Genomic DNA, 26,291 nt, shown 5'->3' with positions numbered 1-26,291 from the left:
TCAACGAGATTGCCTTCACGGTGTGAACGCTTGCGCCAGCACATTCGCGGCGGCCCGGCGTTTGCCGGGATGCCGCATTTTCGTTGCGCCGCGCGCCCCGCGCTTTTCGACATTTTCGCCATTACCCGATGAAAACCCATCTGTTGCGCGCTGCCGCGCGCTGGTTGCCCGCGCTCGCGATCGGTCTCGCGCCCGCGCTCGCCTGCGCGCAGGCGGCGGGCCTGCCTGCGTTCAACGCGGCGCCCGGCCCGAACGGCGGCACCACCTATTCGCTGAGCGTGCAGACGATGCTGCTGCTCACGATGCTGTCGTTCCTGCCGGCGATGCTGCTGATGATGACGAGCTTCACGCGAATCATCATCGTGCTGTCGCTGTTGCGGCAGGCGCTCGGCACGGCGACGACGCCGCCGAACCAGGTGCTCGTCGGCCTCGCTTTGTTTCTGACGCTGTTCGTGATGTCGCCCGTGCTCGACAAGGCTTATGCCGACGGCTATAAGCCGTTCTCAGAAGGCACGCTGCCGATGGACCAGGCGGTGCGCGGCGGCGTGGCGCCGTTCAAGACGTTCATGCTGAAGCAGACGCGCGAGACCGATCTCGCGTTGTTTGCGAAGCTTGCGAAAGCCGCGCCGATGCAAGGTCCGCAAGACGTGCCGCTGTCGCTGCTCGTGCCCGCGTTCGTCACGAGCGAGTTGAAGACGGGGTTTCAAATCGGCTTCACGATCTTCATTCCGTTTCTCATCATCGATATGGTCGTGGCGAGCGTGCTGATGTCGATGGGGATGATGATGGTGTCGCCCGCGACGGTGTCGCTGCCGTTCAAGCTGATGCTGTTCGTGCTCGTCGACGGCTGGCAGCTGCTGATCGGCTCGCTTGCCCAGAGTTTTGCGTGACCGTGCGAGGCGTATCGAGATGACTCCGGAAAACGTGATGACGCTCGCGCATCAAGCGATGTACGTCGGCCTTTTGCTCGCCGCGCCGCTGTTGCTCGTCGCGCTCGCGGTGGGCCTCGTCGTGAGTTTGTTCCAGGCCGCGACGCAGATCAACGAGGCGACGCTGTCGTTTATCCCGAAGCTGCTCGCGGTTGCGGCGACGATGGTGATCGCAGGCCCGTGGATGCTGTCGACGATGCTCGATTATCTGCGTGAGGTTCTGCTGCGCGTGGCGACGCTCGGCGCGAATTGACGCCGGCGCCGCGCGCTTGCGTCCGCTTTGTCCGTTTCGCTTTTTTAAAGGTGCCGCGGCTGCCCGCGGTTGTGATCCCGACCGATGTTTTCCGTCACTTACGCGCAATTGAACGGCTGGCTCACGGCGTTTCTGTGGCCATTCGCGCGGCTGCTTGCGCTCGTCGCGACGGCGCCGCTCACGGGCCATCGCGCGACGCCTGCACGCGTGAAGATCGGGCTGGCGGCTTTCATCGCGCTGGCCATCTCGCCCACGCTCGGGCCGATGCCGGCCGTTACCCTGTTTTCCGCGCAGGGCGTGGGAATCATCGTCAATCAGTTTCTGATCGGCGTGGCGCTCGGTTTTGCGATGCAGGTCGTGTTCGCGGCGATCGAGGCGGCGGGCGACTTCATCGGCCTGTCGATGGGGCTCGGCTTCGCGACGTTCTTCGATCCGCACGCGAGCGGCGCGACGCCCGTCGTGGGGCGTTTTCTGAGCGCGATCGCAATGCTCGCGTTCGTCGCGCTCGACGGGCATCTGCAGGTGTTCGCGGTGCTCGTCGATTCATTCCGGCTCGTGCCGGTGTCGGCCGATTTGCTGCGCGCGCCCGGCTGGCGAACGCTCGCCGCGTCCGGCGCGGCGATCTTCGAGATGGGGCTGCTGCTCGCCCTGCCCGTCGTCGCGGCGCTGCTGATCGCGAACCTGGCGCTCGGCATCCTCAATCGCGCGGCGCCGCAGATCGGTGTGTTCCAGGTCGGCTTTCCGGTGACGATGCTGGTTGGGCTGCTGCTCGTGCAACTGATGGCGCCGAATCTGATTCCGTTCGTCGGGCGGGTGTTCGATATGGGAATCGATGTGGCCGGGCGGGTGGCGGCGGGGTTGCGCTGAGCGTTGCGCCCGCACGGCGCCTGGCACGGTGCGCGTGAAAGCATCATGACTGTCACGCAATCGGCCGCTTCGCGGCCAAACGGGCAACGCGTGCTCTGGAACGGCCGCACCGGACGCGCGTGGGTCGACACAGGCGGTGCTCGACCAGATGTTCGCGCCGCTCGAGGCGTTGCTTGTCGACGCAGTGCGCGTGAGTGGCGCACGCCGGGTGCTCGACGTCGGCTGTGGCACCGGTGGCACGACGCTCGCCGTTGCGCGCCGGTTGGGCGACGCGGGGAGCTGCGTTGGCATCGACGTGTCGGTGCCGATGATCGTTGCCGCCTGTGCCCGCGCCAAGCGCGAAGGCTCGCGCGCGAGCTTCGTTTGCGCCGATGCGCAAACCCATGCGTTCGCACCTGCCCGCTTCGACACGGTCATTTCGCGCTTTGGCGTGATGTTTTTCGACGATCCGGCGCAGGCGTTCGCGAATCTCCGGCGTGCGGCAACGGACGATGCCGTGCTTTGGTTCGTGGCGTGGCGCGATCCCGCCGACAATCCGTTCATGACGGAACGGGCCGCCGCCGCGCTGCTGCCCAATTTACCGGTACGCCGGCCGGGCGTGCCGGGGCCGTTCCTCTTTGCCGACTCCGGCCTGATTGCGTCGACGCTGAAAGCGGGCGGCTGGACCTTGATCGACGTGCGGCCGCTCGATGCCGGCTGTTCGTTTGCCGAAAAAGATCTCGTCGATTATCTGAGCCGGATCGGGCCGGTTGCCCACGCGCTGAAAGATGCGGACGAACTGACGCGCACGCGGGTTGCCGCCGCCGTTCGCGATGCGTTCGAACCGTTCGTCCATCAAGCCGAGGTTCGTTTTACCGCCGCGTGCTGGCTGGTCAGCGCACGGGCGGCGCCCACGTCGACGCAGGCGCAGGAGGCGGCCGATGTGCGCGCTGTCTGATATCGCGGCTTATTCGGCCGGCGCGCTGCTGATTGGCGCCGGCGCGACGGCGGTAACGGACCTGTGGGCCATCGTGCGCCAGCGATGGTTCGGCGTGGCGCCATTGGATTACGGCCTGGTGGGCCGCTGGCTCGCGCATGTGGCGCGCGGCCGCTTCTTTCATGATGCGATTGCCTTGTCGCCGCGCGTGCGGCGCGAGCGGGCGATCGGCTGGCTCGCCCATTATCTGATCGGCATCGGGGTCGCGGCCGTGCTGCTGGTTGGCTGGGGGGCCAGACTGGGTTTGCCGGCCGACGCTCGCGCCAGCGCTGATCGTCGGCATCGGCAGCATCGCCGCACCATTTTTCGTGATGCAGCCGGGCATGGGCGCGGGCGTTGCCGCGAGCCGCCCGCCGCTGGCGCGCTTGCACAGCCTCATGACGCATGGCGTTTTGGGTGTCGGCTTTTATTTGACCGGCTGCGCGATGCGTGTATTGGAATAGCGGCAGATTTGTTAGCGTCGATCGGCAAGCTGGCGCGGCGCGGCTGATGGGCGCCGCCTTCCGGCATGCCCGAAAATCGATAGGAAAAAGAAATAATAAAGAAAGCCATCGGAATGTTTAGTTTTTCCGGCTTCGTCGTTTCGACAATATCCAGCCTATGCACGGCTGATTGCCTTTCATATTCGCGACGCGGGTAAATCGTTATTGCAAACGCCGCCGATATACGCAGATCGACGATAAAATTTACAGGGCATTTTTAAGAAATCTCAAAAAAATTGTTGGAAATCTCACATATTGAGTATGTTGGATATCGCTTGCGTGCCGGTTTGCGCCTCTTTACGCTTCATTACGCTATATTGCAAAGAAACCGGCTCTGCGCCATCTAAATTGATTCGAGATGGGGTTGAGTCGAATTCGGTTGAATGAATTGCAGGTTTTTCGGAATCCAATCCACGGTCAATGCACCAGCGAGCCTGCCAGACGTTGCGTTTGGCCGTATGCGTAATGAAAGAAAAAGCCAGCAAATCGATTTGTGCGATGCCTATTAAAGCGAAATCAATTTGAAGATCGAGAATGGATATCGGGATAACGGCTTCTCGATTTCAGGCACTCGGCTATTCATGAATGATTTAAAAATAGGAGGAGGCGGAAAATCTCAATATAGATGAATGTTTCGAATTAATTCGAACCAATTGTTTCAGTCAAAAGCTGACAACTCGACGGCAGGCCAGTCATTCGGCTTGGGGCAATCCGCCCTCGGCGGAGCGCTGCCTGTGAGTTGTTTTTATACAGGGGTATTCGAAAATGACATCGTTTGTATCGATCGGTACGTCAAAACGACGGAATGCGCCATTTGCCTTGCCGGGGCGCGCGGCGGTGCTGTCCTCGGTTGCGGCCCTCTTCCTATTGAGCGCGTGCGGCGGAGACGGTTCGTCGCCTGGCTCGTCGGCGGGCGTGACCAGTTCCGCCACGTCGTCCGGCACGTCGTCCGCGCCCAAGCCTATCGCGCCGGAGGTTACGTCGGCCACGGTTCAGGTCGACCAGAACAGCCAAGGCAATCAGGGTAACCAAGGCAGCCAGGCAACGCAGCAGGCGCTGACGCCGCTTCCCGCCGATCAGCCTTACGTCGACAACACGCTTTACGACGCGAGCCCAACCGCGTCGCTGCCCACGGCCACCGAGGCCGCTGCGGTCACGCATCATCGCATCAAGCTCAACGGCGTCAACACGACCTATACCGCGACGGCGGGCCACTTGATCGTGCGCGACCCGAATACCAACGCCGCGCAGGCGTCGATCTTCTATACCGCGTACACGCTCGACAACCAGAACACGGCGCGCCGGCCGGTGACGGTGTTTTTCAACGGCGGCCCCGGCTCACCTTCGTCGTTCCTGCACATGGGTTCGTTCGGCCCGATGCGCGTCTTCACGGCGCAGGGTTCGAAAGTATCGGGGCCGAACGACGTGACGCTCGGCGAAAATCCGCAGACCTTGCTGGACAAGAGCGATCTGATCTTCGTCGATCCGGTCGGCACGGGCTATTCGGAGGCCATCGCGCCCAGCAAGAACCAGGATTTCTGGGGCGTCAACCCGGACGTCAATATCATGGCGGGCTTCATCAACCGCTACATGATCACGAACAACCGGGGCAACTCGCCGCTGATGGTGTACGGCGAATCTTACGGCGGCCCGCGCGCGGGCATTTTGTCGTATGCATTGCAGGATCAGTACGGAATCAAGTTGAGCGGGCTGATGATGCAGGCGCCGGCGCTGAATTTCTATGAAGGCGAGCCGGCTCGCCGCGATCCGCTGCCGCCGTTCTTGCTGCCGACGATCACGATGGCGGCCAAGTACTACGGCAAGATCACCGATCCTTCGCTGGCGCAGCTCAGTGAGGCCGATCTGTTCCAGGCATCCGAGAACTTCACGTTCAACGATCTGCGCTCGGTCACGCCCAATCCGTACAACTCGGTGCCCACTGCCGCGCAGTACGCGAAGGCGGGCACGCTGGTCGCACGCTTGCAGGCGCTGACGGGCAACACGCCTGTCATCTACAACAACGCGACCCAGGGCGACACGCCAGTCAGCTCGGCTACCGACGTGCTCGCGGCGGTTACCGGCTGGCTGGATGCCACCGGCATGATTGCCGGCCAAACGTTGGGATACTACGATCTGCGCAAACAGCTGGCGGGCAATCTCGCGAAGGTCTTCCCCATGCCGGACAGCTATTTGACCTACGATCCGTCGCTGGACGATCTGGCCGCGTACACTCCGATCTTCGCGTCGTATGCGTATAACACGCTGAAGTATCAGACGCCGTCGCTATACCACGGCCTGACGGGCACGATCGCCGATGCGTGGGATCACAATACGGTCTATCCGGACGGCTCGAAGCTGGCGTTCCCGGACGCGACGATCTTCATCGCGGACGAAATGATGATCAACCCGCACATGCAGGTGCTGACGTCGGCGGGCTATTACGATTCCGTCGTGCCGGCGGCCCAGGTCGATTGGGACATGCAATCGGTCGCGCAGGCGGTTCCGACGCAGCAGATGGCCCAGATGTATACGCGGATTCTCTATCCGGCCGGCCATATGGGTTATGCGGACGATCCGACCCGGAAGTTGCTGCGTAATGCGCTGTCCACTTTCTACGACAAGGCGGTGAAGACCTCCGTGGCGTCGATGAAGTAAGCATCGCGAGCATGAAACGCGCGGGGCGTGGTGACGCGCCCGCGCGTTTTTTTTGAAGCGCGCGGCGTGCAGGCCGCATGCGGGTGCGGGTGCGTGAGCGGCGTATGCGCGCGGCCTGCATCCGCTATCGCGGCCATCATGGTGCGCTCGGCTAGCGCCAGGATCGCGCGTGAGCCGTGTCGCTCACGCTCGCGGCCAAGCGGCCGCTTGGCTTCGAAGCCGCTCATCGGCAGATGCGCGGGCACCCACCGTATTCCACCGCGGCGGTGACATTCCGAATGCGAATCACGGCGATTTCAGCGTGACGCGGGACGTCGGCGGCTACAAGGCAACGTTGTCCGGAGCGGTGTTCTATCGCTTGTCCAAGCGTACCGAGGTGTATCTCGCGGTCGACTGCCTGCGCTTGCACGGCGGCCGCACTCCGTCGCGCCGACGCATGGCGCGCGCCATCCAATCGCGCTGACCTCGGGCATCCGCACTCGGTTCTGATTCGTTCCGAAGCATGCGCGGACGCGCCCGAGCGCCATCCGTTTCATCCCGCCTGTTCCGTCCGCTCGTTCTCCTGCGAGATAATGCGGCCTTTGGCAGCCCGGCTCGAGCCGGGCTCTTTGTTTGCCGCGCGTCCGCCGCGCTGGCACGAAGACGAGCAATTGATGGGAAGGACGATGCAAAAACTCGATGCGGCGAGCCCGGAGGCGCAATCCGCGGATCTCGTGTCCGCAAACGTCGAGCGGCTGAAGGCGCTGTTTCCGGACGTGGTCACCGAGGGGCCGGATGGCGCGGCGGTCGATCTCGACGCGCTCGCGGCGCTGGTTGGCGCGCCCGCGCTGAGCGACGCGGACGAGAAATACGGGCTGAACTGGCACGGCAAGCGCCGCGCTCGCCGGCTCGCGCTTACGCCTTCGACGGGCACGCTGCGCCCCAGCCCGCGCGAAAGCGTCGATTGGGCCTCGACGCGCAATCTGATGATCGAGGGCGACAACCTCGAAGTATTGAAGCTGCTGCAAAAGAGCTATGCAGGCAAGGTCAAGCTGATCTATATCGATCCGCCGTACAACACGGGCAAGGACTTCGTCTATTCGGACCATTTCGCCGACAGCCTGCGCCACTATCTCGAATTGACCGGCCAGACGACGGGCGGCGCGAAGATCAGCAGCAACACCGAGGCGAACGGCCGTTTCCATACCGACTGGCTGAACATGATCTACCCGCGCCTGAAGCTAGCGCGCGATTTGCTGGCGGAAGACGGCGCGATCGTCGTGCATATCGACGAGCATGAGCTGCACGCGCTTGTGCTCGTGATGCGCGAGATTTTCGGCGAGGAGAACGAACTGGGCGTTGCGGTGTGGGACAAACGCAATCCGAAGGGCGATGCGCGCGGAATTGCGTACCAGCATGAATCGATCGTGCTGTTCGCTCGCAACGCGCAGTTGCTGTTCGCCCGCTCGCCGCTCAAGCGGCCCAAGCGCAACGCGCAGCGCATGTTGGACGCGGCGGCGGGCGCGGTGGCGAGCGCGGCGAGCCGGTACGACGCGAACGCGGCGTACCGGAACTGGGTAAGGTCGCAGACGGCATTGTCCGGCGGCGAGGCGATGTATGACCGGATCTCGGCGGACGGCCGCGTGTACCGGCTCGTGTCGATGGCGTGGCCAAACAAGAAGAAGGCCCCCGACGAATACTTCGTGCCGCTCGTGCACCCGGTCACGGGCAAGCCGTGCGCGGTGCCCGAGCGCGGCTGGCGCAATCCGCCCGCGACGATGCAGACGCTGCTCGACAACGGGCTCATCGAATTCGGCACCGACGAAACCACGCAGCCGCAGCGAATTTATTTTCTCGACGAGAACATGCACGAGAACGTGCCGTCGATCCTGCCGTTCGGCGGCTCGGACGACATGTTGCTCAAATCGCTTGGGATTCCGTTCGATTTGCCCAAGCCGGTCGAATTCGCCGCGTCGATCATCGACTGGTTCGCGCAGCGCGACGATCTGATCGTCGACTTCTTCGGCGGCTCCGGCACGACGGCGCATGCGGTGATGGCGCTCAACGCGGCCGACGGCGGCCAGCGCCGCTATCTGCTCGTGCAGTTGCCGGAGCCGCTCGATGCCGATAACAAAGATCAAAAGGCCGCGGCCGATTTCTGCACGGCGCTTGGCGTGCCGCTGAACCTTGCCGAGCTGACCAAGGAGCGGATACGGCGCGCGGCAAAGCTGATCGCGGCCGAATATCCGGGCAGGCGCGCCGATCTCGGCTTTCGCGTGTTCAAGCTGGATTCGACGAACGTCGCCGAATGGGACCCGTACAGCGACGATGTGCAGCAATCGCTGCTCGCGGCGGTCGAGCATGTGAAGCCGAACCGCTCCGATGAAGATTTGCTGGCCGAACTGATGCTGAAACTCGGCCTGGACCTGTGCGCGCGCATCGACACGCGGACGATCGCCGGCAAGACGGTTCATCTGATCGACGATGCGGTCGTTGCGTGCTTCGACGCGCCGATTTCCCGCGCGGATACCGACGCGCTCGGCGAAGGCATCGGCGAGCTGATCGGCGCGATGGACGCGGGCCCGTTGTTTGCCCGCGACGTGACCTGCGTGTTTCGCGACAGCAGCTTCGTCGACGATGTCGCGAAGGTGAACCTGTCGGCAATCCTCGAACAGCATGGCGTGAAACGCATCCGCAGCCTCTGATACAGGCACGCGGCCACGACGTACAACACGAAGGTTGATTATGCAGTTGCATTTCGAGTCGGATCTCGACTATCAGCTCGAAGCGGTCGAAGCGGTATGCGGCCTGTTTCGCGGCCAGCAAGTGTGCGATGCGGCGTTCAGCGTGACGGCGGCGGCGCGCGCGCCGCGGCGCGCGACGCTGCAAATGTCGCTCGGGATGACCGAGTCGGCGCTCGGTGTGGGCAATCGTTTGACGCTCGATGCGCGCGCGCTGGCCGACAATCTCGCGCACGTGCAGGCGCGCAACGGTTTGCCGCCGTCCGGTGCGCCGCGCTCGAACGATTTCACCGTCGAAATGGAGACGGGCACGGGCAAGACCTATGTTTACTTGCGCACGATCTTCGAACTGCACCGGCGCTACGATTTCACGAAATTCGTGATCGTCGTGCCGTCGGTGGCGATCAAGGAGGGCGTGCACAAGACGCTCGAGATGACCGAGCGGCATTTCAGCGGCCTGTATGCCGGCGTGCCGTTTGACTATTTCGTCTACGATTCGACCAGGCTCGGTGATGTGCGCAGCTTCGCATCGAAGTCAACGGTGCAGATCATGATCGTCACGGTTGCCGCGATCAACAAGAAGGACGTCAACGTACTTTATAAGGAAAGCGAAAAGACCGGCGGAGAAAAGCCGATCGACCTGATTCGCGCGACGCGGCCGATCGTGATCGTCGATGAGCCGCAAAGCGTCGACGGCGGCCTGGAGGGGCGCGGCAAGGAAGCGCTGGATGCGATGCAGCCGCTTTGCACGCTGCGCTATTCGGCCACGCACGCCGACAAGTATCAGATGGTGTACCGGCTCGATGCGATCGACGCTTACGAGCGCCGGCTCGTCAAGCAGATCGAGATCGCGTCGGCGAGCGTGGAGGACGCGCACAACAAGCCGTTCGTGCGCGTGCTGTCGATCAGCAACCGGCGCGGTGCGATCACCGCGCGCGCCGAACTCGATGTAGCCACGCCCGATGGCGGCGTGCGGCGGCAGACGCTCACCCTCGTCGACGGCGACGATCTCGAACGGGCCGCGAGGCGCGCGGTCTACGCGAATTTCAGAATCGGCGAGATTCATGCTGCCAGAGGCGCCGAATATCTGGAGCTGCGCTATCCGGGCGGCACGGCGTTTTTGTCGGTCGGTGACTCATATGGCGACGTCCAGGCGCTGGCGATCCAGCGCGAGATGATCCGCCGCACGATTCGCGAGCATCTCGACAAGGAACTGCGCTTGAGGCCGCTCGGCGTGAAAGTGCTGTCGCTGTTCTTTGTCGACTCGGTGGCCAACTATCGCAAGTACGACGCGAACGGCCAGCCAGAGAAGGGCGATTACGCGCTGATTTTCGAAGACGAGTATCGCCGCGCGGCACAAATGCCCGCGTATCGCTCGCTCTTCGACGGCATCGATCCCGCAAGCGCCGCCGAAGCCGTGCACGACGGCTATTTCTCGATCGACAAAAAGGGCGGCTGGACCGATACCAACGACAAGACCGCCAGCAGCCGCGAGAACGCCGAGCGCGCATACGGTCTCATCATGAAGGACAAGGAGCGGCTGCTGTCATTCGATACGCCGCTGAAGTTCATCTTCTCGCATTCGGCACTCAAAGAGGGCTGGGATAATCCGAACGTCTTTCAGATCTGCACGCTACGCGACATCCACAGCGAGCGCGAACGGCGGCAGACGATCGGGCGCGGGCTGCGCCTGGCCGTCAATCAGCGCGGCGAGCGGGTGCGCGGCTTCGGCATCAATACGCTGACGGTGATCGCGGGCGAAAGCTACGAGCAGTTTGCCGAGCATTTGCAAAAGGAAATCGAAGCCGATACGGGCATTCGTTTCGGTATCGTCGACGTGAATCAGTTCGCCGCGCTGCCCGCGGTGGCCGAGGACGGCAGCGTGCAGCCGCTCGGCAGCGAGCGCTCGAACGCACTGTGGACATATCTGGCGGGCGCGGGCTATCTCGATGCGCGCGGCAGGGTGCAGGATACGTTGCGGGCCGCGCTCAAGCTGCGCGCATTGCCGCTGCCGGACGAATTCGACGCGCAGCGCACGCTCATCGTCGATATGCTGCGCAAGCTCGCGGGCCGGCTCGACGTGCGCAATGCCGACGAGCGTCGCGATATCGCGTTGCGTCGCGATCAAAACGGCAAGGCCGTTTATCTTGGGGAAGCGTTTCGCGCACTGTGGGCGCGGATTCAATACCGGACGACTTACCGCGTGAATTTCGACAACGCGCGCTTGATCGAACGTTGCGTCGCCGCGCTGCGGGCCGCGCCCGGCGTTGCACGCGCGCGGCTGCAATGGCGCAAGGCCGATATTGCGATCGAGGCGGCGGGCATCGAGGCGATCGAGACGGAGAATGCGGGCGCGATCTTGATCGACGAGGGCGACATCGCCCTGCCGGATCTGCTGACGGAGCTGCAGGACCGCACGCAGCTCACGCGACGCACGATTGCGGCGGTGTTGATCGAAAGCGGCAGGCTCGATGAATTTCCGCGCAATCCGCAGCGCTTCATCGAACTCGTTGCCGATACGCTGGAGCGTTGCAAGCGCGATGCGCTCGTCGACGGTATCGAATATAAATTGCTCGGCGAGCGGCACGTGCACGCGCTATCGCTGTTCGAGGACGAGCCGTTGACCGGTTATCTGAAGGACCTGCGATGCGACGTGGCGAAATCGATCCACGCCGACGTGCGATGCGATTCGGCAGCCGAGTTCGCATTCGTCGACGCGCTCGAACGCGACGGCGCAGTCGAGCTGTATGCGAAGCTGCCCGGCTGGTTCAAGATCCCGACGCCGCTTGGCAACTATCACCCAGATTGGGCGGTGGTAGTGGCGGCGGCCGGCGGCGACGGCGACGGCGAGGCATCGCGGCTCTATTTCGTGGTGGACACGAAGGGCAGCCTTGCCGACGGCGATTTGCATACGAACGAGCGGCGCAAGATCCAATGCGCCGCCGCGCATTTCCGGGCACTGGAGCAGGCCGGGAATCCGGTGCGCTACCTGCGGGTGCGCACCGTTGACGATCTTTGGTCCGCGGCGATGGACGAACACGGCGTCTCATAAGCACTTCAGCCGTTTCATTCGCACGTTGCCGTTTTAGCCGCGCGCGCGGCACCGCTGCATCGCTCGGTGTTCCGCATGCGGGACGTCACGCGCCAAGCGTGAGGCGCGCGCCGTCCCCGCCGGTATCCCACCCGTCATCCCGTTGCACCGTCGCCGCTGGCGCGGCGGTGGGGCGGCTTTTGCCGCATCGTGCGATATCACGCCCGTTTTCCTCGATTCGTTCTCCAGAGCGTATAGCAGACGATTGAGTGCATCGTCGGGCTAGTTTTTGTGCGCGTTCGGAAAAGATGCGCGCCGCCTGCTGCCACACACTCGTCGCGGGCTATCGGCGCCGCAGCGTCCGCGCGAGGCCCATAACAATATTTCTGGTGGAGACGGCGATGAAAAAGTATGCGATGACGGCGGCCAGCCTGGCCGTCATGACGAGCGCGCACGCATCCGGCGGCGGCGTGACGCTGTCCGGCCTCGTCGATGCGGGCGTATCTTTTATATCGGACAAGGCCGGCAAGCGCAGCCTGTATTTCGACGATGGCATCGCGGTGCCGAATTTATGGAGCCTGAGGGGGACCGGGGCGCTCGGCGGCGGCGTGACGGCAGTCTTTGAGCTGACATCGCAATACATGCTCGGCAACGGTGCGGCGTTGCCCGCGGCCGGTTCGATGTTTTCGCGCACCGCGCTCGTGGGTTTGAAAAGCGATCGGCTCGGCAGCGTCACGTTCGGTCAGCAGTACGATTTCATGACCGATACGCTAACCTTCGGCTCGTTCGACGGCGCGTTCCGCTACGGTGGCCTCTACAACTTCCGCCAGGGGCCGTTCGCCAAGCTTGGGATTCCTGATAACCCGACTGGCTCGTTCGACTTCGACCGGATGGCGGGCTCGGTTCGTGTACCGAACGCCGTCAAGTACACGAGCGCGAACCTCGGCGGCCTCGTGTTCGGTGCGCTGTACGGGTTCGGCAACCAGGCGGGCGGCGGATTGTCGGCGAACAGCACGGTAAGCGCGGGCATCCGGTACGAGGCGGGCGCGGTATCGCTCGGCGCGGCCTATGTCGAGGTGAAATATCCTCAAATGAACAATGGACATGACGGGCTTCGCAACTGGGGGCTCGGGGCGCGCTACACGATGTCGTCGCTCGATCTGAACCTGCTCTATACGAATACGCGCAACACGTTGACGGGCGCAGCGATTGACGCGATCCAGGCCGGCGCGAGCTATGTCGCCGCGCCATGGACGATCGGCGCGAATTATGAGTACATGAAGGGCAACGCGCAGCTCGAGCGCAACTATGCCCACCAGGTCACGACGGCTGTCCAGTATGCGTTGTCCAAGCGCACGTCTGCCTATGTCGAAGGCGTTTATCAGTATGCGGGCGGCGGCGCCGGCGCGTATGCGTGGATCAACGGCGTGATGGGGCCGGATGCGCAATCGAGCACGCATTCACAATTTCTCGCGCGTATCGGCATGTTGACACGCTTTTAAGCCGGCCAGGCGTGGCCGCAAACCGGTGCGCAATCGAGCGCAATTAACCGGTGCCGTATTCCGGAGTAAACCGGATGCTGCCGCCCGCATATATTTAATATGCTAACTATATTCGGGAAGGCGCAGGCGCCGGTTGCCGCATGGCTGCACGCGTTCCCACAAGGAGCGCATAGTGAATGGCAGATTCTTCACGACGTCGGGCGAGGTGCCCGCGTCGCGTGGTCCGGCTTGGGGACGGGTCGTCACGCATTATTTCGGCGGACTCGATGCATGTTGTGACGACGACGTGTTCGACGCGCAGCTTCGCCAATACGAAGTCGGCTCGATGCGCGTGTTCCGGATTTCCGCGCCCGCGCACCGGATCGTGCGTCCCGCCGGGGCGTTGCACGATCATGGTTCGGACTACTTCAAGCTGCTGTTGCAATTGAGCGGCGCCAGCGAGATCGAGCAGCACGGCAAGCTCGTCCGGCTGTGCGAAGGCGATTGGAGCTTGTACGATCCGCGCATGCCGTATTGTCTGTCGAATCTCACGCACGTCGAGCAACTCGTGATCCAGATTCCGCGCAAGCAGTTGAGCGGCGTCGCGCCCACCGGCCTGCACACGTCCAACGTGCACGAGTTCGAGTTGAAAGGGCTGTTTTCGCTGCTGTCGTCGTTTCTCGTGTCGCTGTCCGAGCAGTTGCCTGCGCTGCCGGGAACGACAGGCATTGCGCTATCCGAAACGATTCTGGGGCTCCTAGTTTCGGCGCTCGCCGCGCAGCGCGACGCGCACGGCGCGCACGTGACGCTGCCCGCCGTGCTGCGCATGCGCGTCAAGCAATACATCCACGGGCACCTTGCCGACGCCGACTTGTCGATCGAGCGGATCGCACGCGAACTGCGCTGCTCGAAGCGATATCTGCATCGGATCTTCGAGGAAGAAGGCGTGACGATCGACCGTTATATCTGGTCGAGCCGGCTCGAACGCTGCCGGGAAATGCTGGCCGCCACACGCACGGCGAAGCCGGCGATCCTGGAGATCGCGCTTAGCTGGGGCTTCAGCAGCGGTGCGCATTTCTGCCGCAGTTTCAAGCAGCGTTACGGGATGACGCCGCGCGAGTTCGTGCGGCAGCGTGCGCCGGCCTGATGGGTTTCGGCAACCGCGCGGCGCAGGCTGGCGCCGCGCGGTTGCGGTGCCTCAATGCGCGATGCACACTGATTTCAGTTCGGTGAACTGCTCAAGCGCCGCGCGGCCGAGTTCGCGGCCGTAGCCCGATTGCTTGAAGCCGCCGAACGGCAGGTTGCTGTCGAGCATGTTGTGCGCGTTGACCCATACGATGCCTGCCTTCAGGCGCGGCACGATACGATGCACGAGCGACAGGTTTTGCGACCACACGCTCGCCGCGAGTCCGAAATCGGTGTCGTTCGCGAGCCGCAGCGCTTCGTCGACAGTATCGAACGGCGTGATGGTCACCACCGGGCCGAACACTTCGTCGCGCACGATCCGCATCGATGGCGTTGCATTGACGAACACCGTCGGCTTGACGAAATAGCCGCTGTCGAGCGCGCGCGTGCCGCCCGTGACGAGCGTTGCGCCTTCTTCGCGGGCCGCGTCGACGTGAGCGAGCACGCGCTCGAAGTGCGGTTTCGATACGAGCGCGCCGATCTGCACGTCCGGATCGAAGCCCGAGCCGATCTTCATCGATTCGGCCGCGGCCGCGATGCCGGCGACCACGCGCTCGTAGAGCCGCTTCTGCACATAGACGCGCGAGCCGGCCGTGCAGACTTGCCCCTGGTTGAAGAAGATGCCTTGTGCGGCGCCGCGCGCGGCGGCATCGGGGTCCGCGTCATCAAGAACGATCAACGGGGATTTGCCGCCCAGCTCCAGCGTAAAGCGGGCCAGCCGGTCGACTGCCGCATGGCCGATGGTCTTGCCGACGTCGACCGATCCCGTGAACGTGATTTTGTCGACGCCGGGATGTGCGACGAGCGCGGCGCCCGCATCCGCGCCCGTGCCCGTCACGACGTTCAGTACGCCCGCCGGCAGGCCGGCCTGCTGCGCGAGTTCGGCGGCGTACAGCGCGGTGAGCGGCGTTTCCTCCGACGGTTTGAGCACGACCGTGCAGCCGCATGCGAGCGCTGTCGCCACTTTCCACAGCGCGATGGCGAGCGGAAAATTCCACGGCACGATCGCGCCGACGACGCCAAGCGCTTCGCGCCGCGTGTACGCGAAATACTCGGTGCCGGCCGGCACGGCGATCGACGTGTCGAGGGTCGAGCCTTCGATCTTCGTCGCCCAGCCCGCCATGTAGCGGACGAATTCGGCGCCACCTTGCACGTCGATCGCGCGCGCGATGCCGAACAGCTTGCCGGTTTCGAGCGTCTCGATTGCGGCGAGTTCGTCCGCATGGCGCTCGATCAGTTCAGCGAATTGATATAGCAGCTTTTCGCGGTTCGCGGGGCGCATCCGCGGCCAGTCGCCCGAATCGAATGCAAGGCGCGCGGCGGCAACGGCCGCGTCGATGTCGCGCGCATCGCTTGCGGCGGCCTGTGCGATCGTCTTCTCGGTTGCGGGATCGACGACGCTCAGATAGCGGCCCGAGCGCGGCTCGGAGGAGCGGCCGTCGATCCAGTTGCCGAACGTGCGGCGCGCGAGAAAATCCGATCGACGTTGATATTGGGTGGAAAGGTCGGACAGATTCATGAAAGCCTCATGTCGAATCGAACGGCGTGGCGGCGCGCTCAGCGCTGCATTGCCTGTGCGACGAGCAGCGTGTCGGTGAATTGCTCGAAGCCCACGATCTGCCCGGCCTCGACGCGCCACACGTGCGCCACGCGGCATTCGAACGATTTACCGGTCTGCTTGTAGATGCCCGAATAACGGCCGATGCCGATCACGGTGTCGCCGGCGTCGTGAAGCGCGTCGAGCTTGAACGTGTAGTTATCCCAATCGTTGCCGAGACGCTCGAACACGTTGCGCACGATTTCTTCCCTGCTGTGGTAAGTGCCTGCGCAAGGGAAGCCGGCCATCTCGGTCCATGCGATCGTTGGCGCGATGTCGGCCATCATGCCGGCGGGATCGCGCCGGTCGGACGCGGCGTAGTGGTCGGCGACGATTTGATAGGGAGTACGCATGCGGGATTCCTCAAATGGGTTGCGCATCGTCCGGGCGGACGGTCTGCGATAGGCCGTGGGATGGCGCGCGGGACCGGTCGCGAAGCAGCGAATCGGCCGGCTGGTTCTCGATCGGGGCGCTGTGCGCCTCGCTTGGAGGTCGGCTCGCCGAGCGGCCCGCGCCCGCGGATGCCGCTGTATCGGCGGGCGAGAGCATGAATTGCGCGCAGCGCTCGGCGATCATGATGGTCGGCGCGTTCGTGTTGCCGGACACCAGCGCCGGCATGACCGACGCGTCGCAAATCCGCAGCCCGCGCACGCCGCGCACGCGCAGTTGCGGATCGACGACCGATTCGGAATCGCCACCCATGCGGCATGTGCCGGACGGGTGATAGACGGTTTTTGCGTGCGAGCGGACATAGGTGTCGAGATCGAAGCGGCCGCCATGGCTTGGCAGCATCTCGCCCGCGATCACTTTCGTCATCGACGGCATGCGCAGAATGTCCCGCGCCATCTCGAAGCCGCGCACCAGCGTCGAATAATCGTCCGGATGACTGAGGAAATTGCCGTCGAACAGGATCGGCGCATGCGGATCGGCGCTGCGCAGCCGCACGGTGCCGCGCGACTTGGGCCGCAGAAAGCACGGATTGATCGAGATGCCATGCCCGGCAAGCGGTTCGCGTCCCACATCGCCGACAAGCACAGGCAACACATGGAATTGCACGTCGGGGCGCCCGCTGCCCGCCGTATCGGCGAACCCGCCGCTTTCGACGACATTCGACGTCAGCAAGCCGGTATGGAACAACGTGTACTGAAGGCCGTGACGCAGTGCGTTGAGCCCGCGATCCTGACCGGCGAGGCTGATGGGCTCGCGCGTGCGGCCGTACAGCGACAATTCGAGATGATCCTGGAAATTGAGCCCAACCTGCGGGGCGTCGTGCACGACTGCAATGCCGTGCTGCCGCAACTGGCTGGCCGGGCCGATGCCGGAGAGCATCAGAAGCTTCGGGCTCGCGAGCGCGCCCGCGCTGAGCACGATTTCCGCGCGCGCGCGGGCGAGCCGCTTTTTGCCATCGTGCGCGACGTAGCGCACGCCTGCCGCCGCGCCGCTGTCGAACACGATTTGCGTGACGAACGCTTCGGTTTCGATCGTCAGACGCGGGCTGTGCTTGACGGCGGCAAGGTACGTCGCCGCGGTGCTGCCGCGCCGGCCGTCGAAGGTGGTCGTTTGATAAAAGCCCACGCCTGCCTGGGACGCGCCGTTGAAATCGTCGTTGTAGGGCAGTCCGAATTCCTGCGCGCCCTTGACGAATGCGAGGCTGAGCGGATGGCGAAAGCGCGTGTCGCTGACGTGCAGCGGGCCGTCGACGCCATGCAGCGGCCCCGCGAGCCGCTGGTTGCGTTCGGCGCGGCGAAAGAACGGCAGGACGTCGTCCCAGCCCCAGCCGTCGCAGCCGGCGTCGCGCCACGCGTCGTAATCGGCGGGCGTGCCGCGAATGTAGACCATTGCGTTGACCGAACTGCCGCCGCCCAGCGTGCGGCCCTGCGGCACGTACATCCGGCGGCCGGCCGCGTGCGGTTGCGGCTCGGTTTCGTAGACCCAGGTTCGTTTCGTGCCGATCACGCGTACAAAGGTGGCGGGCGTTTGGACGAAGAACGAATTGTCGGGCGGGCCGGCCTCGAGCAGCAGGACGCGATGCCCGGCATGGACGAGCCGGTGCGTGACGACGCAACCGGCCGACCCGCCGCCGATCACGATGTAATCGAATTCGGCCACCTGGCCGTTGCGATTTTCCTCGGACATATCGGTTGCTCGAATAAGAGGTCAGGATTTCACTATGACGGAAATTGTCCGACGCGGAACAGGAAGTGCGCTGTGGATCAATTCAAACTGCATTGGCACGCGGCGAATCGGGCGGGGCGGCGCGCCGGACGGGGCCGAGGGTCAAACCGGCGCGGTCTTCGCGCTGACCGTCTTCAATACTTGCCAGTACGACGGTGGCTGAGCGGCGCGGCCGCGTTCGCGCAGCAGCCGATGCATGCGCGCGAGCCGAAAATATGGGACGGACGCCATCAAGTGATGTTCGGCATGGTAATTCACGTGCAGCGGCGCGACCGTCAGGCGTGCGAGCCAGCCGGCGCGGGTCGTGCGGGTGTTGCGCAGCGGATCGTCGCAGGTTTCGACGCACGCATGCTCGGCCATCGAGCGGATTCGGATGAAAAGCGGAAACGGCGTCAGGTACGACAGCGCCCATACACCGTACAGCCACGGATGAGCGCATGCCCACAACACGCCGAACAGGATGCCGTTGGTCGCGAGCATGCCGGCCGCGTTCGTGACGAACGCGAGCGGATAATCCCGCACGCGCCGGCCCGCTTGCGGCAGACGCTCGACGTCGTTTGTCAGCGACCACTTGAGCACGCCCGCGTCCATCAGCACGCGCCCGGCCATGAACTTGATGCCCGAGACACCGGAGATATCGCGCAAAAACTTGCGCGCGAGCGATGCACGCGTCGTCGGCAGGCCGGCGATCAACGACAGATCCGGATCGGCGCGCGACGACGTGGCCGCGTGATGCATCAGGTGGTAAGGACGGTATTTGCGCAGTTCGTTCCACACCGGGCGTGCGCATAGCCAATCGGCGAGCACGTCGTTGGCCCAGCGCGTCCTGAACAGCGTGCCGTGTGCTGCGTCGTGTTGCAGGATGCCCAGGCAAAGCTGGCGTCCGGCGATGACGGTCACGCCGGCCGCCAGTGCGAGCGCGAAGCCCCACGGCGCAAAATGCGCGCGCGCATAGGCGAGGCCAGCGAAAGCGAGCGCGATCACGCCCCACGTCGAGCCGACGGCCCATGCGCCGCGCCAATCCGAGCGGGCGGTCAGCGAGCGGATCTCTTCGTGGCTGAAGACTTCGCGGGCACGGGTTTTGTCTGTCATTTCAGCGGCTCCTCGCGCGTGGCGCGCTAGGACAACGCATCGGCCGTGGTGCGCGCCGGCGCATCGCGCGGCGCGGCCGGCTCCAGCCGTTCGCTGTCGAACAGCGCCCGCCAGATTCGATGTCCCGTCGCAACGTAGCGGCGCGTACAGGCGATGAACGCGCTGCGCGCGTCGCAATCGACGAACGGCTCGGGCAGCAGCGGATCGAACACGACCTGCCGGATGGCCCTGCCGCCGAGCAGGAACGCTTCGCGCGCGGCGATATCGAGATCCAGCCCCGGCGCGCGCGCGAGCCAATCGTTGAGCTGCTGGCCGAGCGTGCGGTACGTGTCGGTCAGCGTGTGGCCATCCCAGAGCGCGCGGATGCGCGCTTCCTGCTCGGCGTCGAACCCGCCCGCGACGAACACGGCCGCCGACGTCTCCATGCCGAGCTTCACGAGACGCCGCCGCACCGCATCGACGTTCGCTTCAATGTTGTCCGGACGCACATAGAGGCTGCGGTCCCATTCGCGAAAGCCGAGCATGCGCAACGCGCGCTCGCGGCGCGCGAGCGCGGTGCGATCGACGCGGCCGAGCGGCAGGCACGACACCATCAGATACGCGCCGCTCCAGCGCCGCAGCCGCGTTTCGACCGTGCGCCACGCGGTCAGCTCCTCGGATAGCTCGGCGGCTGACGAGCCGATCCGGTAGCTGCCGCGCTCGGTGCTTTCGACCAGCGATTCGGCCGCGAGCCGCGCCAGCGCGACGCGCACGCTGTTCTCGGTCAGGCCGAACAACCGGCACGCGATGATCGCCTCGCGCACTTGCAGCGGTTCGCCGTTTTTCGCGACGAGTAAATCGAGGATCAGGTGTTTCGCGGGAGGTTGCAGCATTGGGCGCCAGGTTGCCGCGTGGCCGCGGGAACGAAAAAGGTGAAAAGGTGATTACACAAAATCTATTTATATTTCATTATGTGTAATATTTCAAGGCGAATGAAATGGCGACGTCCTCCATGCCGTACCGGTTGTCGATGATCGCCGGGCGGCGCGCACGGGCGCCGGCGGGCGGTTTCGGGTCAGATCTGCGCGTCGAGCGCGCGCGCCACGGCGGTTTCGTCGAGGCTGCCCGCGCGCCCGACGATCGCGTAGTTGAAACCGTGCGACGATCCGTAGCGCGCCAGCAGCCCGCCGTCGATGCGCTGGCCGGCCGCGAGCAGCCGGTGCGCCGATTCGGGCGGGCGCACGTAGAAGCTTAGCGTTCGGCCGTCCGCATCCTCGTACAGCACCATCGCCGCCGCGCCGCGCTCGGTCGCGAACAGGCGGCCGCCGACCGGCCGGAAACCCGCGCCGCTCAGATCGGGCAGTTTCACGGCCGAGCCCACGTGCGCTTCGAGCCACGCTTGCAGATCGGCCGGCCGGCGTGAAGGGAAGTCGATCCGCGCGCTGCGCTCGACTACCATCAGCTTGTAAGCCTCGAGCGCATCGCTCATCGGCGCGGCGGGCGTGCCCGTCAAGCGATGCGCGTGCCAGCCGCCGAGCGTGCCGATCCCCACGCAGAGCACGAGCGACGCCGCCAGCGCGAAGCGCGCCCGCGCGCGCTCGGCGCGGCGCGCGCGCAGCGCCGCGGGGTCGAGCGCCGGGTTCGCGGGCGGCGGCGGCAGACCCGCGAGCGCCGCGCGCAGCCGCTGCGCGTCCTGTTGCCAGCGGCGCACTTGCGCCGCGCGCTCCGGGTCGCGCGCGAGACAGCGCTCGACGGCGGCGCGCTCGGCTTCGTCGAGCCGGCCGTCGACATAGGCATGCAAGTCGTATTCGTCGGGAGGGAGCTTCATTTCATCAATCGCAGCGAAGGAGCGGAGGGCTCGCCGTCGCACAGGCCGCGCAGCGCCTGGCGCGCTCGGGACAGGCGCGACATCACGGTGCCGATCGGCACGCCGAGCAGATCGGCGACTTCCTGGTAGCTGAAGCCTTCGACCGCGACGAGCAGCAGCAGGCTGCGCTGCTCGTCGCTGAGGCGGCCGAAGGCCGTGAGCATCGCGCGGGCGCTTGCCTCGCGCTCGGCGGACGGCCATTGCGGTTCGTCGTCCTCATGGAGACGGCCGAGCAGCCACGCGTGCCGTTTCGCGCGGCGCCGCGCGTCGAGAAATTGCCGGTACAGGATCGTGAAGAGCCAGCTACGCAGTGCCGTATCGTCACGGCGCTGCGACCAGCGCGACAGCGCGCGCTCGAGCGAGGCTTGCACGAGATCGTCGGCGCTGTGGACGTCGCGGGTCAGCCAGAGCGCGAAGCGGCGCAATCTCGGCAGGAGTTCGCGCAGTTGTTCGTCTAGGTCGGCGGCAGGCGGCATGGTAGGCGGCAGGCGGGCGAAAAGCCGGCTCGGGCGTGGATTCGTCGCGTATGACGCCGGCCGGCGCAGTTTATTCCCGCTGCCTGACAAAAAAATTTCGATGGAATAGACCGGGCGGCGCGACGTCTTACGCGCATTCGACACATGACCTGGCGGTCGGGAGCGTATGCGATGACGGATTCTTCCTCGTCTTCTTCGTCACGGCGCGCGCCGGCGCGCGGCCGATGGCGCTGGATGCTGATCGGCGGCGCGGTGACGGCGTGCGTGGCGGCGTTCGGCTACGTCGGCGGCTGGCTCGCGCCGCAGCGGCTCACGTCCGCGCGGCTCGTGGACGCGTTGCAGCGCAATGGCGGCCTGCACCCGGGGTATCGGCGCAATCATGCGAAAGGCGTATGCGTGACGGGTTATTTTGAAGGCAACGGCGCGGCGAGCGCGTATTCGATAGCGCCGTTTTTCGCGGCGGTGCGCACGCCTGTCGTTGGCCGTTTCGCGCTGCCGGGCGGCAATCCCTACGCGCCGGACAGCAGTGTGCCGATTCGCAGCCTCGCGCTGCGCCTGAGCGCGCCGGACGGCGAGCAGTGGCGCACTGGGATGAACAGCATGCCGGTGTTCCCGGTCGCGACGCCGCAGGCATTCTACGAGCAGACGATCGCGAGCCGCCCCGATCCGCGCACCGGCAAGCCCGATCCCGCGAAACTCTCGGCATTCTTCGCCGTGCACCCGGAGACGGCCGCGTTCCGTGCGTGAGTGAAGCGCGCGCGGCCGGGCGCGAGCTATATCACCGAGACGTATTACAGCCTGAACGCGTTTTATCTCATCGATGCAAACGGCAGCCGGCATGCGGCGCGCTGGCGCGTCGTGCCGGAGCGGATGGCAGGCGCGAGCGATACGGGTGGCACGGGCGATACGGGCGGCATGGCCAATAAGGGCGGCGGCAATGCGCGCCGCCCGAGCGCGCCGGACGATACGGTGCGCGCGGGCGATCCGGACATACTGCGGCGGGATCTGCTGCAACGCCTGGCGTCGGGCCCGCAGCGCTGGCGTTTGCTGATCACGCTGGCGGCGCCCGGCGATCCGGTCGACGACGCGACGCGCGCGTGGCCCGACGAGCGCGCGACGATCGACGCGGGCACGCTCGTGATCGAGCGCGCGCAGGCGCAGGACAGCGGGCCGTGCCGCGACGTCAATTACGACCCGACGATCCTGCCCGATGGTATCCGCGTATCGGGCGATCCGCTGCTCGCCGCGCGTTCGGCCGCGTATGCGGATTCCTATTTGCGCCGCACCGGCGAGCAAGCCGGAGTGCCCGGCGCTGCGCGCCCCCTTCCGGAGAAACGATGATGAAACCTGTGTTCAGTCCGCTCGCACGCCTGCTGCATTGGGTGATGGCCGCGATGATCGTCGCGATGCTGTTTATCGGCGTGGGGATGGTGGCGTCGGTGTCGCACCGGTATGCGGCGTTGGTTGCGCTGCATCGGCCGCTCGGGATCGCGGTGCTGGTGCTCGCATGCATGCGCGTCGCCGTGCGGTTGCGCAGGCGGCCGCCCGCATTGCCGGCTGACTTGCCCGCGTGGCAGAGGTTCGCCGCACACGGGTCGCATCTCGTGCTGTACGCGCTGATGATCGCGATGCCGATGATCGGCTGGGCGATGCTGTCGGCGGGCGGATATCCGGTCACGCTCGGCGAAGGCATGCGTTTGCCGGCGATCGTGCCGGCCGATCCCGTGTGGTTCGCGTGGCTGCGGCTCGCGCATCGATGGCTCGCCTATCTGTTTTTCGTGACGTTCGTCGCGCATTTCGCGGCGGCGCTCTATCACGGACTGATTCGTCGGGATGGCGTGATGGGGGCGATGGCCGGGCGGTAACGGGGAAGATGAAGAGGAGAGGATTCGGACGATGAGGGCCTCGGGCAACGCACGACAACGCGCGTTGCCCCACGCTCGCTGGGCGGCACGCTATACCTTTGTCTAGCTGTCTACCCGATTGGCGCGGCTATACGATGGGTTCCGGCAAACAAGCAATGCGCCGCAGAGACCGGCAAATTCGCCGGCAAATTCGATTACCCAGCGAGGGCTGACATGTCCTTTCACCTTTCCGATGAAGAAGTGGCCGCATTCGGCGAGAACGGTTTCCTCGTCGTTCGAGATTTGTTGGACGCCGAAGCAATCGCCTCGATGCGTTCAGCGATCGACGAGATTATCGGCTCCGCCAGCGATCTGCGCGAGGTCGCGGAGCTGGAGCCCAGCGATCCGACCGTCATCCGGCGCATCTGGCAGCCATCCAAGCGGCATCACGCTTTCCGTGCGATACAGGAAGACCCGCGCCTCGTCGATCGGCTCGAATCGCTGATTGGGCCCGATATCGTCTTCCATCACAGCAAGCTCAACATGAAGGGGCCGCGCGTCGGCTCGCCGGTCGAATGGCATCAGGATTTTTCTTATTACCCGCATACGAATTCGAAGCTGATCGCGTGCCTGATTTATCTGGACGACGCGTCCGAGGATAACGCGTGTCTGCGGGTGCTGGCCGGCTCGCATCGCGCGTCGATCTACGACCACACGGAAAACGGCCATTTTCGCGGCAAGGTCGACCCGGCGCATTTGCCGGCGCAATACCCGGAGATGACGGCGGCCGGCGGTGCGGGCACGGTCGTATTTCTGCATTGCAAAGTGCTGCACCGGTCCGATCCGAACCGCTCGGCACGGTATCGCCGCTGCTTCATTCCCGCTTATCGCGCTGCCGACGCGCTGCCCATCTACTACGGGCCGCATGCCGCGCACAACGAAGCGGGAACTTATCTGCTGCGCGGGCAACGCCATGCGGTCGCGCTTTGCGAAGCGGGCGTCTACCCGATGCCGGTCACGCAGAAGGCTTTCAACTCGCTCTATGCGCTTCAGCAAGGCGAGCATCTGCTTGCCGGCGAGCTGCACACGCGCTCGAGCGGATACGCCACGCACGCTCCGACCACGGAAAAAATGTGACGAGGATGCGATGAAGCCTCACGTCCTGGTGATGAACCGATGGCCGCAGTACCGCAACGCCCGGCAATGGGATCACGAGCTTTGCCGATACGACGAGATCATTCCGCCGAATTGCGACGTCAGCTATTTGTGCGACGACGAGGGCCGCACCGGCGTGCCGGCTACGGCTGATGCGCGGCGCGTGCATGCCGTCGCGAGCTTCGACGATATCGGCGAGGTGATCGCACAGGTGGCACGCGTAATCAGCCTGCACGGGCCGGTTACGCACGTGCTCGCATTCTCGGAGTATTTGCTCGATGTGGCGGCGGCCGCTAGAGCGCATTTCGAGATTCCGGGCCATCGTCCCGGCGACGTCGACCGGTTTCGCGACAAAACCGAAATGAAGCGCCTGCTGCAAGCGGCGGGCATTCGCGTGCCGGCGTGGTTTGCATGCGACGCGGATGGCGCAACCGATAACGATGCGCGCGCGCTCGAATTGGGATTTCCGCTGATTTTGAAGCCCGTGCGGGGTGCATCGAGTAAAGGCGTGCTGAAAGTGGAGTCGATCGATGCGTGGCGCCGTGTTGTGCAGACGCGCGACCTTCGAGGATTCGAGATCGAGGAGTACATCGACGGCGACATTCTGCACGTGGACGGCGTGGTCGATGCATTCGGGCAGAGCGTGTTCATGTCGGTGAGCCGTTATATCTCGTCGTGTCTCGAATTCGAATCCGGCGTGCCGCTCGGCTCGGTCATCCAGACCGAATCGCCGGTGACGGCCGCGTGCCGGGCGTTCGCGGCGGCATGCGTGCGAGCGCTCGGGCTGCGCGGCTCGGCATTTCATCTCGAATTGTTCGAACGGGATGGCGAATTGATATTTCTCGAAGTCGGTGCGCGCGTGCCGGGCGCCGACGTGCCATACGTCGTGCACCGCGTGTTTGGCGTGAATCTGTTCCGGCTGTGGGTCGACGTCGTGCTGGGCAATCCGCCGCCGCCGCGGCAAGACGTTGCGACGAGCGGCGGCTGGCTGACGATTCCGCGGCCAGCGCCGCTGCCGCGCAAAGTGGTGATTGCCCGCTCGCTCGTCGGGCGCGTGCCGGGGCTGTATCGAGAGCTGGTTCCCGCGGCGGGCGAGATGTTGACCGATACCGGAGGCGGCTATACGCACCTGCAAGGCGGGCGCTTTCTCGTCGAGGGCCGCAACGAAGCGCAGGTGCTGGCTTCGATGGACGCGATCAGGACGCAATACGTGCTGGAAACCGTTCCTGCATGACTCGTTTTTATTTGCCCCGTTCAATGGAGATCCGGATGCAAACCCTATCTCATGCCGAATTGCTTGCAAATGTATTAGCCGGGACTTGATCTGACAGGTAGTCGGGCCGACAAAGTACGAGTCGTCAATGGGGGATGAGTTTCTCCTTGGCGAGATCGAGCGAATCGAGGAAAGTGCGCATCGGCGTCTTGCCGTAACACCAGCGCCCCTGATGCTCTCGTTCATTGTTGTACTGGTCGAGCCACGCATCAAGGTCCGTCTGCAAGGTGGCGATCGAGTCGTAGATCTTCTTG

The 26,291-nt window shown here is 64.6% G+C and carries 19 protein-coding genes and 5 pseudogenes; 15 read left to right on the top strand and 9 right to left on the bottom strand.

Going from position 1 to position 26,291, the window contains the following annotated elements; all coding sequences use genetic code 11:
* Nucleotides 1-128 precede the first annotated feature (128 nt).
* From fliP to WS68_RS14175, 5 genes and pseudogenes are all read left to right on the top strand, one after another.
* Nucleotides 129-890 (top strand): flagellar type III secretion system pore protein FliP, encoded by a 762-nt coding sequence (fliP, locus tag WS68_RS14195; RefSeq protein WP_059571425.1) that lies wholly within the window; start codon nt 129-131, stop codon nt 888-890.
* A gap of 19 nt (nt 891-909) precedes the next feature.
* Nucleotides 910-1,182: a flagellar biosynthesis protein FliQ gene (fliQ, locus tag WS68_RS14190; protein ID WP_059571424.1), complete on the top strand. Its 273-nt coding sequence runs from the start codon at nt 910-912 to the stop codon at nt 1,180-1,182.
* 84 nt (nt 1,183-1,266) lie between these two features.
* Nucleotides 1,267-2,049: a flagellar biosynthetic protein FliR gene (gene fliR / locus WS68_RS14185; RefSeq protein ID WP_059571423.1), complete on the top strand. Its 783-nt coding sequence runs from the start codon at nt 1,267-1,269 to the stop codon at nt 2,047-2,049.
* Nucleotides 2,050-2,094: 45 nt separating this feature from the next.
* Nucleotides 2,095-2,986, top strand: a pseudogene (locus WS68_RS14180) (class I SAM-dependent methyltransferase).
* Nucleotides 2,979-3,468: pseudogene (locus WS68_RS14175) on the top strand (DUF2938 domain-containing protein). Before WS68_RS14180 ends, WS68_RS14175 begins: the two co-directional pseudogenes overlap by 8 nt.
* A gap of 287 nt (nt 3,469-3,755) precedes the next feature.
* Here the strand turns inward: WS68_RS14175 and WS68_RS28370 are convergent.
* Nucleotides 3,756-3,992, bottom strand: coding sequence for a hypothetical protein (locus WS68_RS28370; RefSeq protein WP_197419607.1), 237 nt, complete (start codon nt 3,990-3,992; stop codon nt 3,756-3,758).
* A 430-nt stretch (nt 3,993-4,422) separates the two neighbouring features.
* Here WS68_RS28370 and WS68_RS14170 point away from each other — a divergent pair, with 430 nt between their 5' ends.
* The 6 genes from WS68_RS14170 to WS68_RS14145 all read left to right on the top strand — a co-directional run bounded on the left by WS68_RS14170 (nt 4,423) and on the right by WS68_RS14145 (nt 14,541).
* Nucleotides 4,423-6,162 (top strand): S10 family serine carboxypeptidase-like protein, encoded by a 1,740-nt coding sequence (locus WS68_RS14170; RefSeq protein WP_197419606.1) that lies wholly within the window; start codon nt 4,423-4,425, stop codon nt 6,160-6,162.
* Between the two features lie 301 nt (nt 6,163-6,463).
* Nucleotides 6,464-6,625 carry a hypothetical protein gene (locus WS68_RS27660; RefSeq protein ID WP_156429507.1) on the top strand — a complete coding sequence of 54 codons (162 nt, stop codon included), beginning with the start codon at nt 6,464-6,466 and terminating at the stop codon, nt 6,623-6,625.
* 202 nt (nt 6,626-6,827) lie between these two features.
* On the top strand, nt 6,828-8,846 hold the full coding sequence (locus WS68_RS14160; protein ID WP_059571420.1) for a site-specific DNA-methyltransferase: 2,019 nt from the start codon (nt 6,828-6,830) through the stop codon (nt 8,844-8,846).
* A gap of 40 nt (nt 8,847-8,886) precedes the next feature.
* Nucleotides 8,887-11,934, top strand: a complete 3,048-nt coding sequence (locus tag WS68_RS14155) for a type III restriction-modification system endonuclease (RefSeq protein ID WP_059571419.1) — start codon at nt 8,887-8,889, stop codon at nt 11,932-11,934.
* Nucleotides 11,935-12,314: 380 nt separating this feature from the next.
* The gene (locus WS68_RS14150) at nt 12,315-13,415 is read left to right on the top strand and encodes a porin (protein ID WP_059571418.1); all 1,101 of its coding nucleotides are present in this window, start codon (nt 12,315-12,317) and stop codon (nt 13,413-13,415) included.
* A gap of 169 nt (nt 13,416-13,584) precedes the next feature.
* On the top strand, nt 13,585-14,541 hold the full coding sequence (locus WS68_RS14145) for a helix-turn-helix domain-containing protein (protein WP_059571566.1): 957 nt from the start codon (nt 13,585-13,587) through the stop codon (nt 14,539-14,541).
* 51 nt (nt 14,542-14,592) lie between these two features.
* On the opposite strand, the gene WS68_RS14140 is transcribed toward WS68_RS14145, so the two are convergent.
* The 7 genes and pseudogenes from WS68_RS14140 to WS68_RS14110 all read right to left on the bottom strand — a co-directional run bounded on the left by WS68_RS14140 (nt 14,593) and on the right by WS68_RS14110 (nt 21,765).
* Nucleotides 14,593-16,098, bottom strand: coding sequence for an aldehyde dehydrogenase family protein (locus WS68_RS14140; RefSeq protein WP_059571417.1), 1,506 nt, complete (start codon nt 16,096-16,098; stop codon nt 14,593-14,595).
* 38 nt (nt 16,099-16,136) lie between these two features.
* The gene (locus WS68_RS14135) at nt 16,137-16,529 is read right to left on the bottom strand and encodes a nuclear transport factor 2 family protein (protein ID WP_059571416.1); all 393 of its coding nucleotides are present in this window, start codon (nt 16,527-16,529) and stop codon (nt 16,137-16,139) included.
* Nucleotides 16,530-16,647: 118 nt separating this feature from the next.
* A pseudogene (locus tag WS68_RS14130) lies at nt 16,648-18,312 on the bottom strand (GMC family oxidoreductase); the annotation flags it as partial.
* Nucleotides 18,313-18,453: 141 nt separating this feature from the next.
* Entirely contained in the window at nt 18,454-19,443 is a 990-nt protein-coding gene (locus tag WS68_RS14125; RefSeq protein WP_059571415.1) for a fatty acid desaturase family protein, read from the bottom strand.
* Between the two features lie 26 nt (nt 19,444-19,469).
* On the bottom strand, nt 19,470-20,315 hold the full coding sequence (locus tag WS68_RS14120) for a PaaX family transcriptional regulator C-terminal domain-containing protein (RefSeq protein ID WP_059571414.1): 846 nt from the start codon (nt 20,313-20,315) through the stop codon (nt 19,470-19,472).
* Nucleotides 20,316-20,497: 182 nt separating this feature from the next.
* The gene (locus WS68_RS14115; protein ID WP_059571413.1) at nt 20,498-21,250 is read right to left on the bottom strand and encodes an anti-sigma factor family protein; all 753 of its coding nucleotides are present in this window, start codon (nt 21,248-21,250) and stop codon (nt 20,498-20,500) included.
* Complete coding sequence (locus WS68_RS14110; protein ID WP_059571565.1) at nt 21,247-21,765, bottom strand: RNA polymerase sigma factor; 519 nt, start codon at nt 21,763-21,765, stop codon at nt 21,247-21,249. Before WS68_RS14110 ends, WS68_RS14115 begins: the two co-directional genes overlap by 4 nt.
* Nucleotides 21,766-21,936: 171 nt before the next feature.
* Between WS68_RS14110 and WS68_RS14105 the strand changes: the two are divergent.
* From WS68_RS14105 to WS68_RS14090, 4 genes and pseudogenes are all read left to right on the top strand, one after another.
* Nucleotides 21,937-23,106: pseudogene (locus tag WS68_RS14105) on the top strand (catalase family peroxidase).
* Entirely contained in the window at nt 23,103-23,630 is a 528-nt protein-coding gene (locus WS68_RS14100) for a cytochrome b (protein WP_059571412.1), read from the top strand. Before WS68_RS14105 ends, WS68_RS14100 begins: the two are co-directional and overlap by 4 nt.
* A gap of 213 nt (nt 23,631-23,843) precedes the next feature.
* On the top strand, nt 23,844-24,746 hold the full coding sequence (locus WS68_RS14095) for a phytanoyl-CoA dioxygenase family protein (RefSeq protein WP_059571411.1): 903 nt from the start codon (nt 23,844-23,846) through the stop codon (nt 24,744-24,746).
* Between the two features lie 10 nt (nt 24,747-24,756).
* A complete protein-coding gene (locus tag WS68_RS14090; RefSeq protein ID WP_059571410.1) occupies nt 24,757-25,998 on the top strand; it encodes an ATP-grasp domain-containing protein in 1,242 nt (413 codons plus the stop codon).
* 124 nt (nt 25,999-26,122) lie between these two features.
* On the opposite strand, the pseudogene WS68_RS28365 reads toward WS68_RS14090, so the two are convergent.
* Nucleotides 26,123-26,291, bottom strand: a pseudogene (locus tag WS68_RS28365) (IS481 family transposase); the annotation flags it as partial.

The organism is Burkholderia sp. TSV86 (assembly GCF_001522865.1).
GTDB lineage: Bacteria > Pseudomonadota > Gammaproteobacteria > Burkholderiales > Burkholderiaceae > Burkholderia.
Note: the sequence above shows the minus strand (reverse complement) of the source record. Positions and strands in the feature narration are given on the sequence as shown.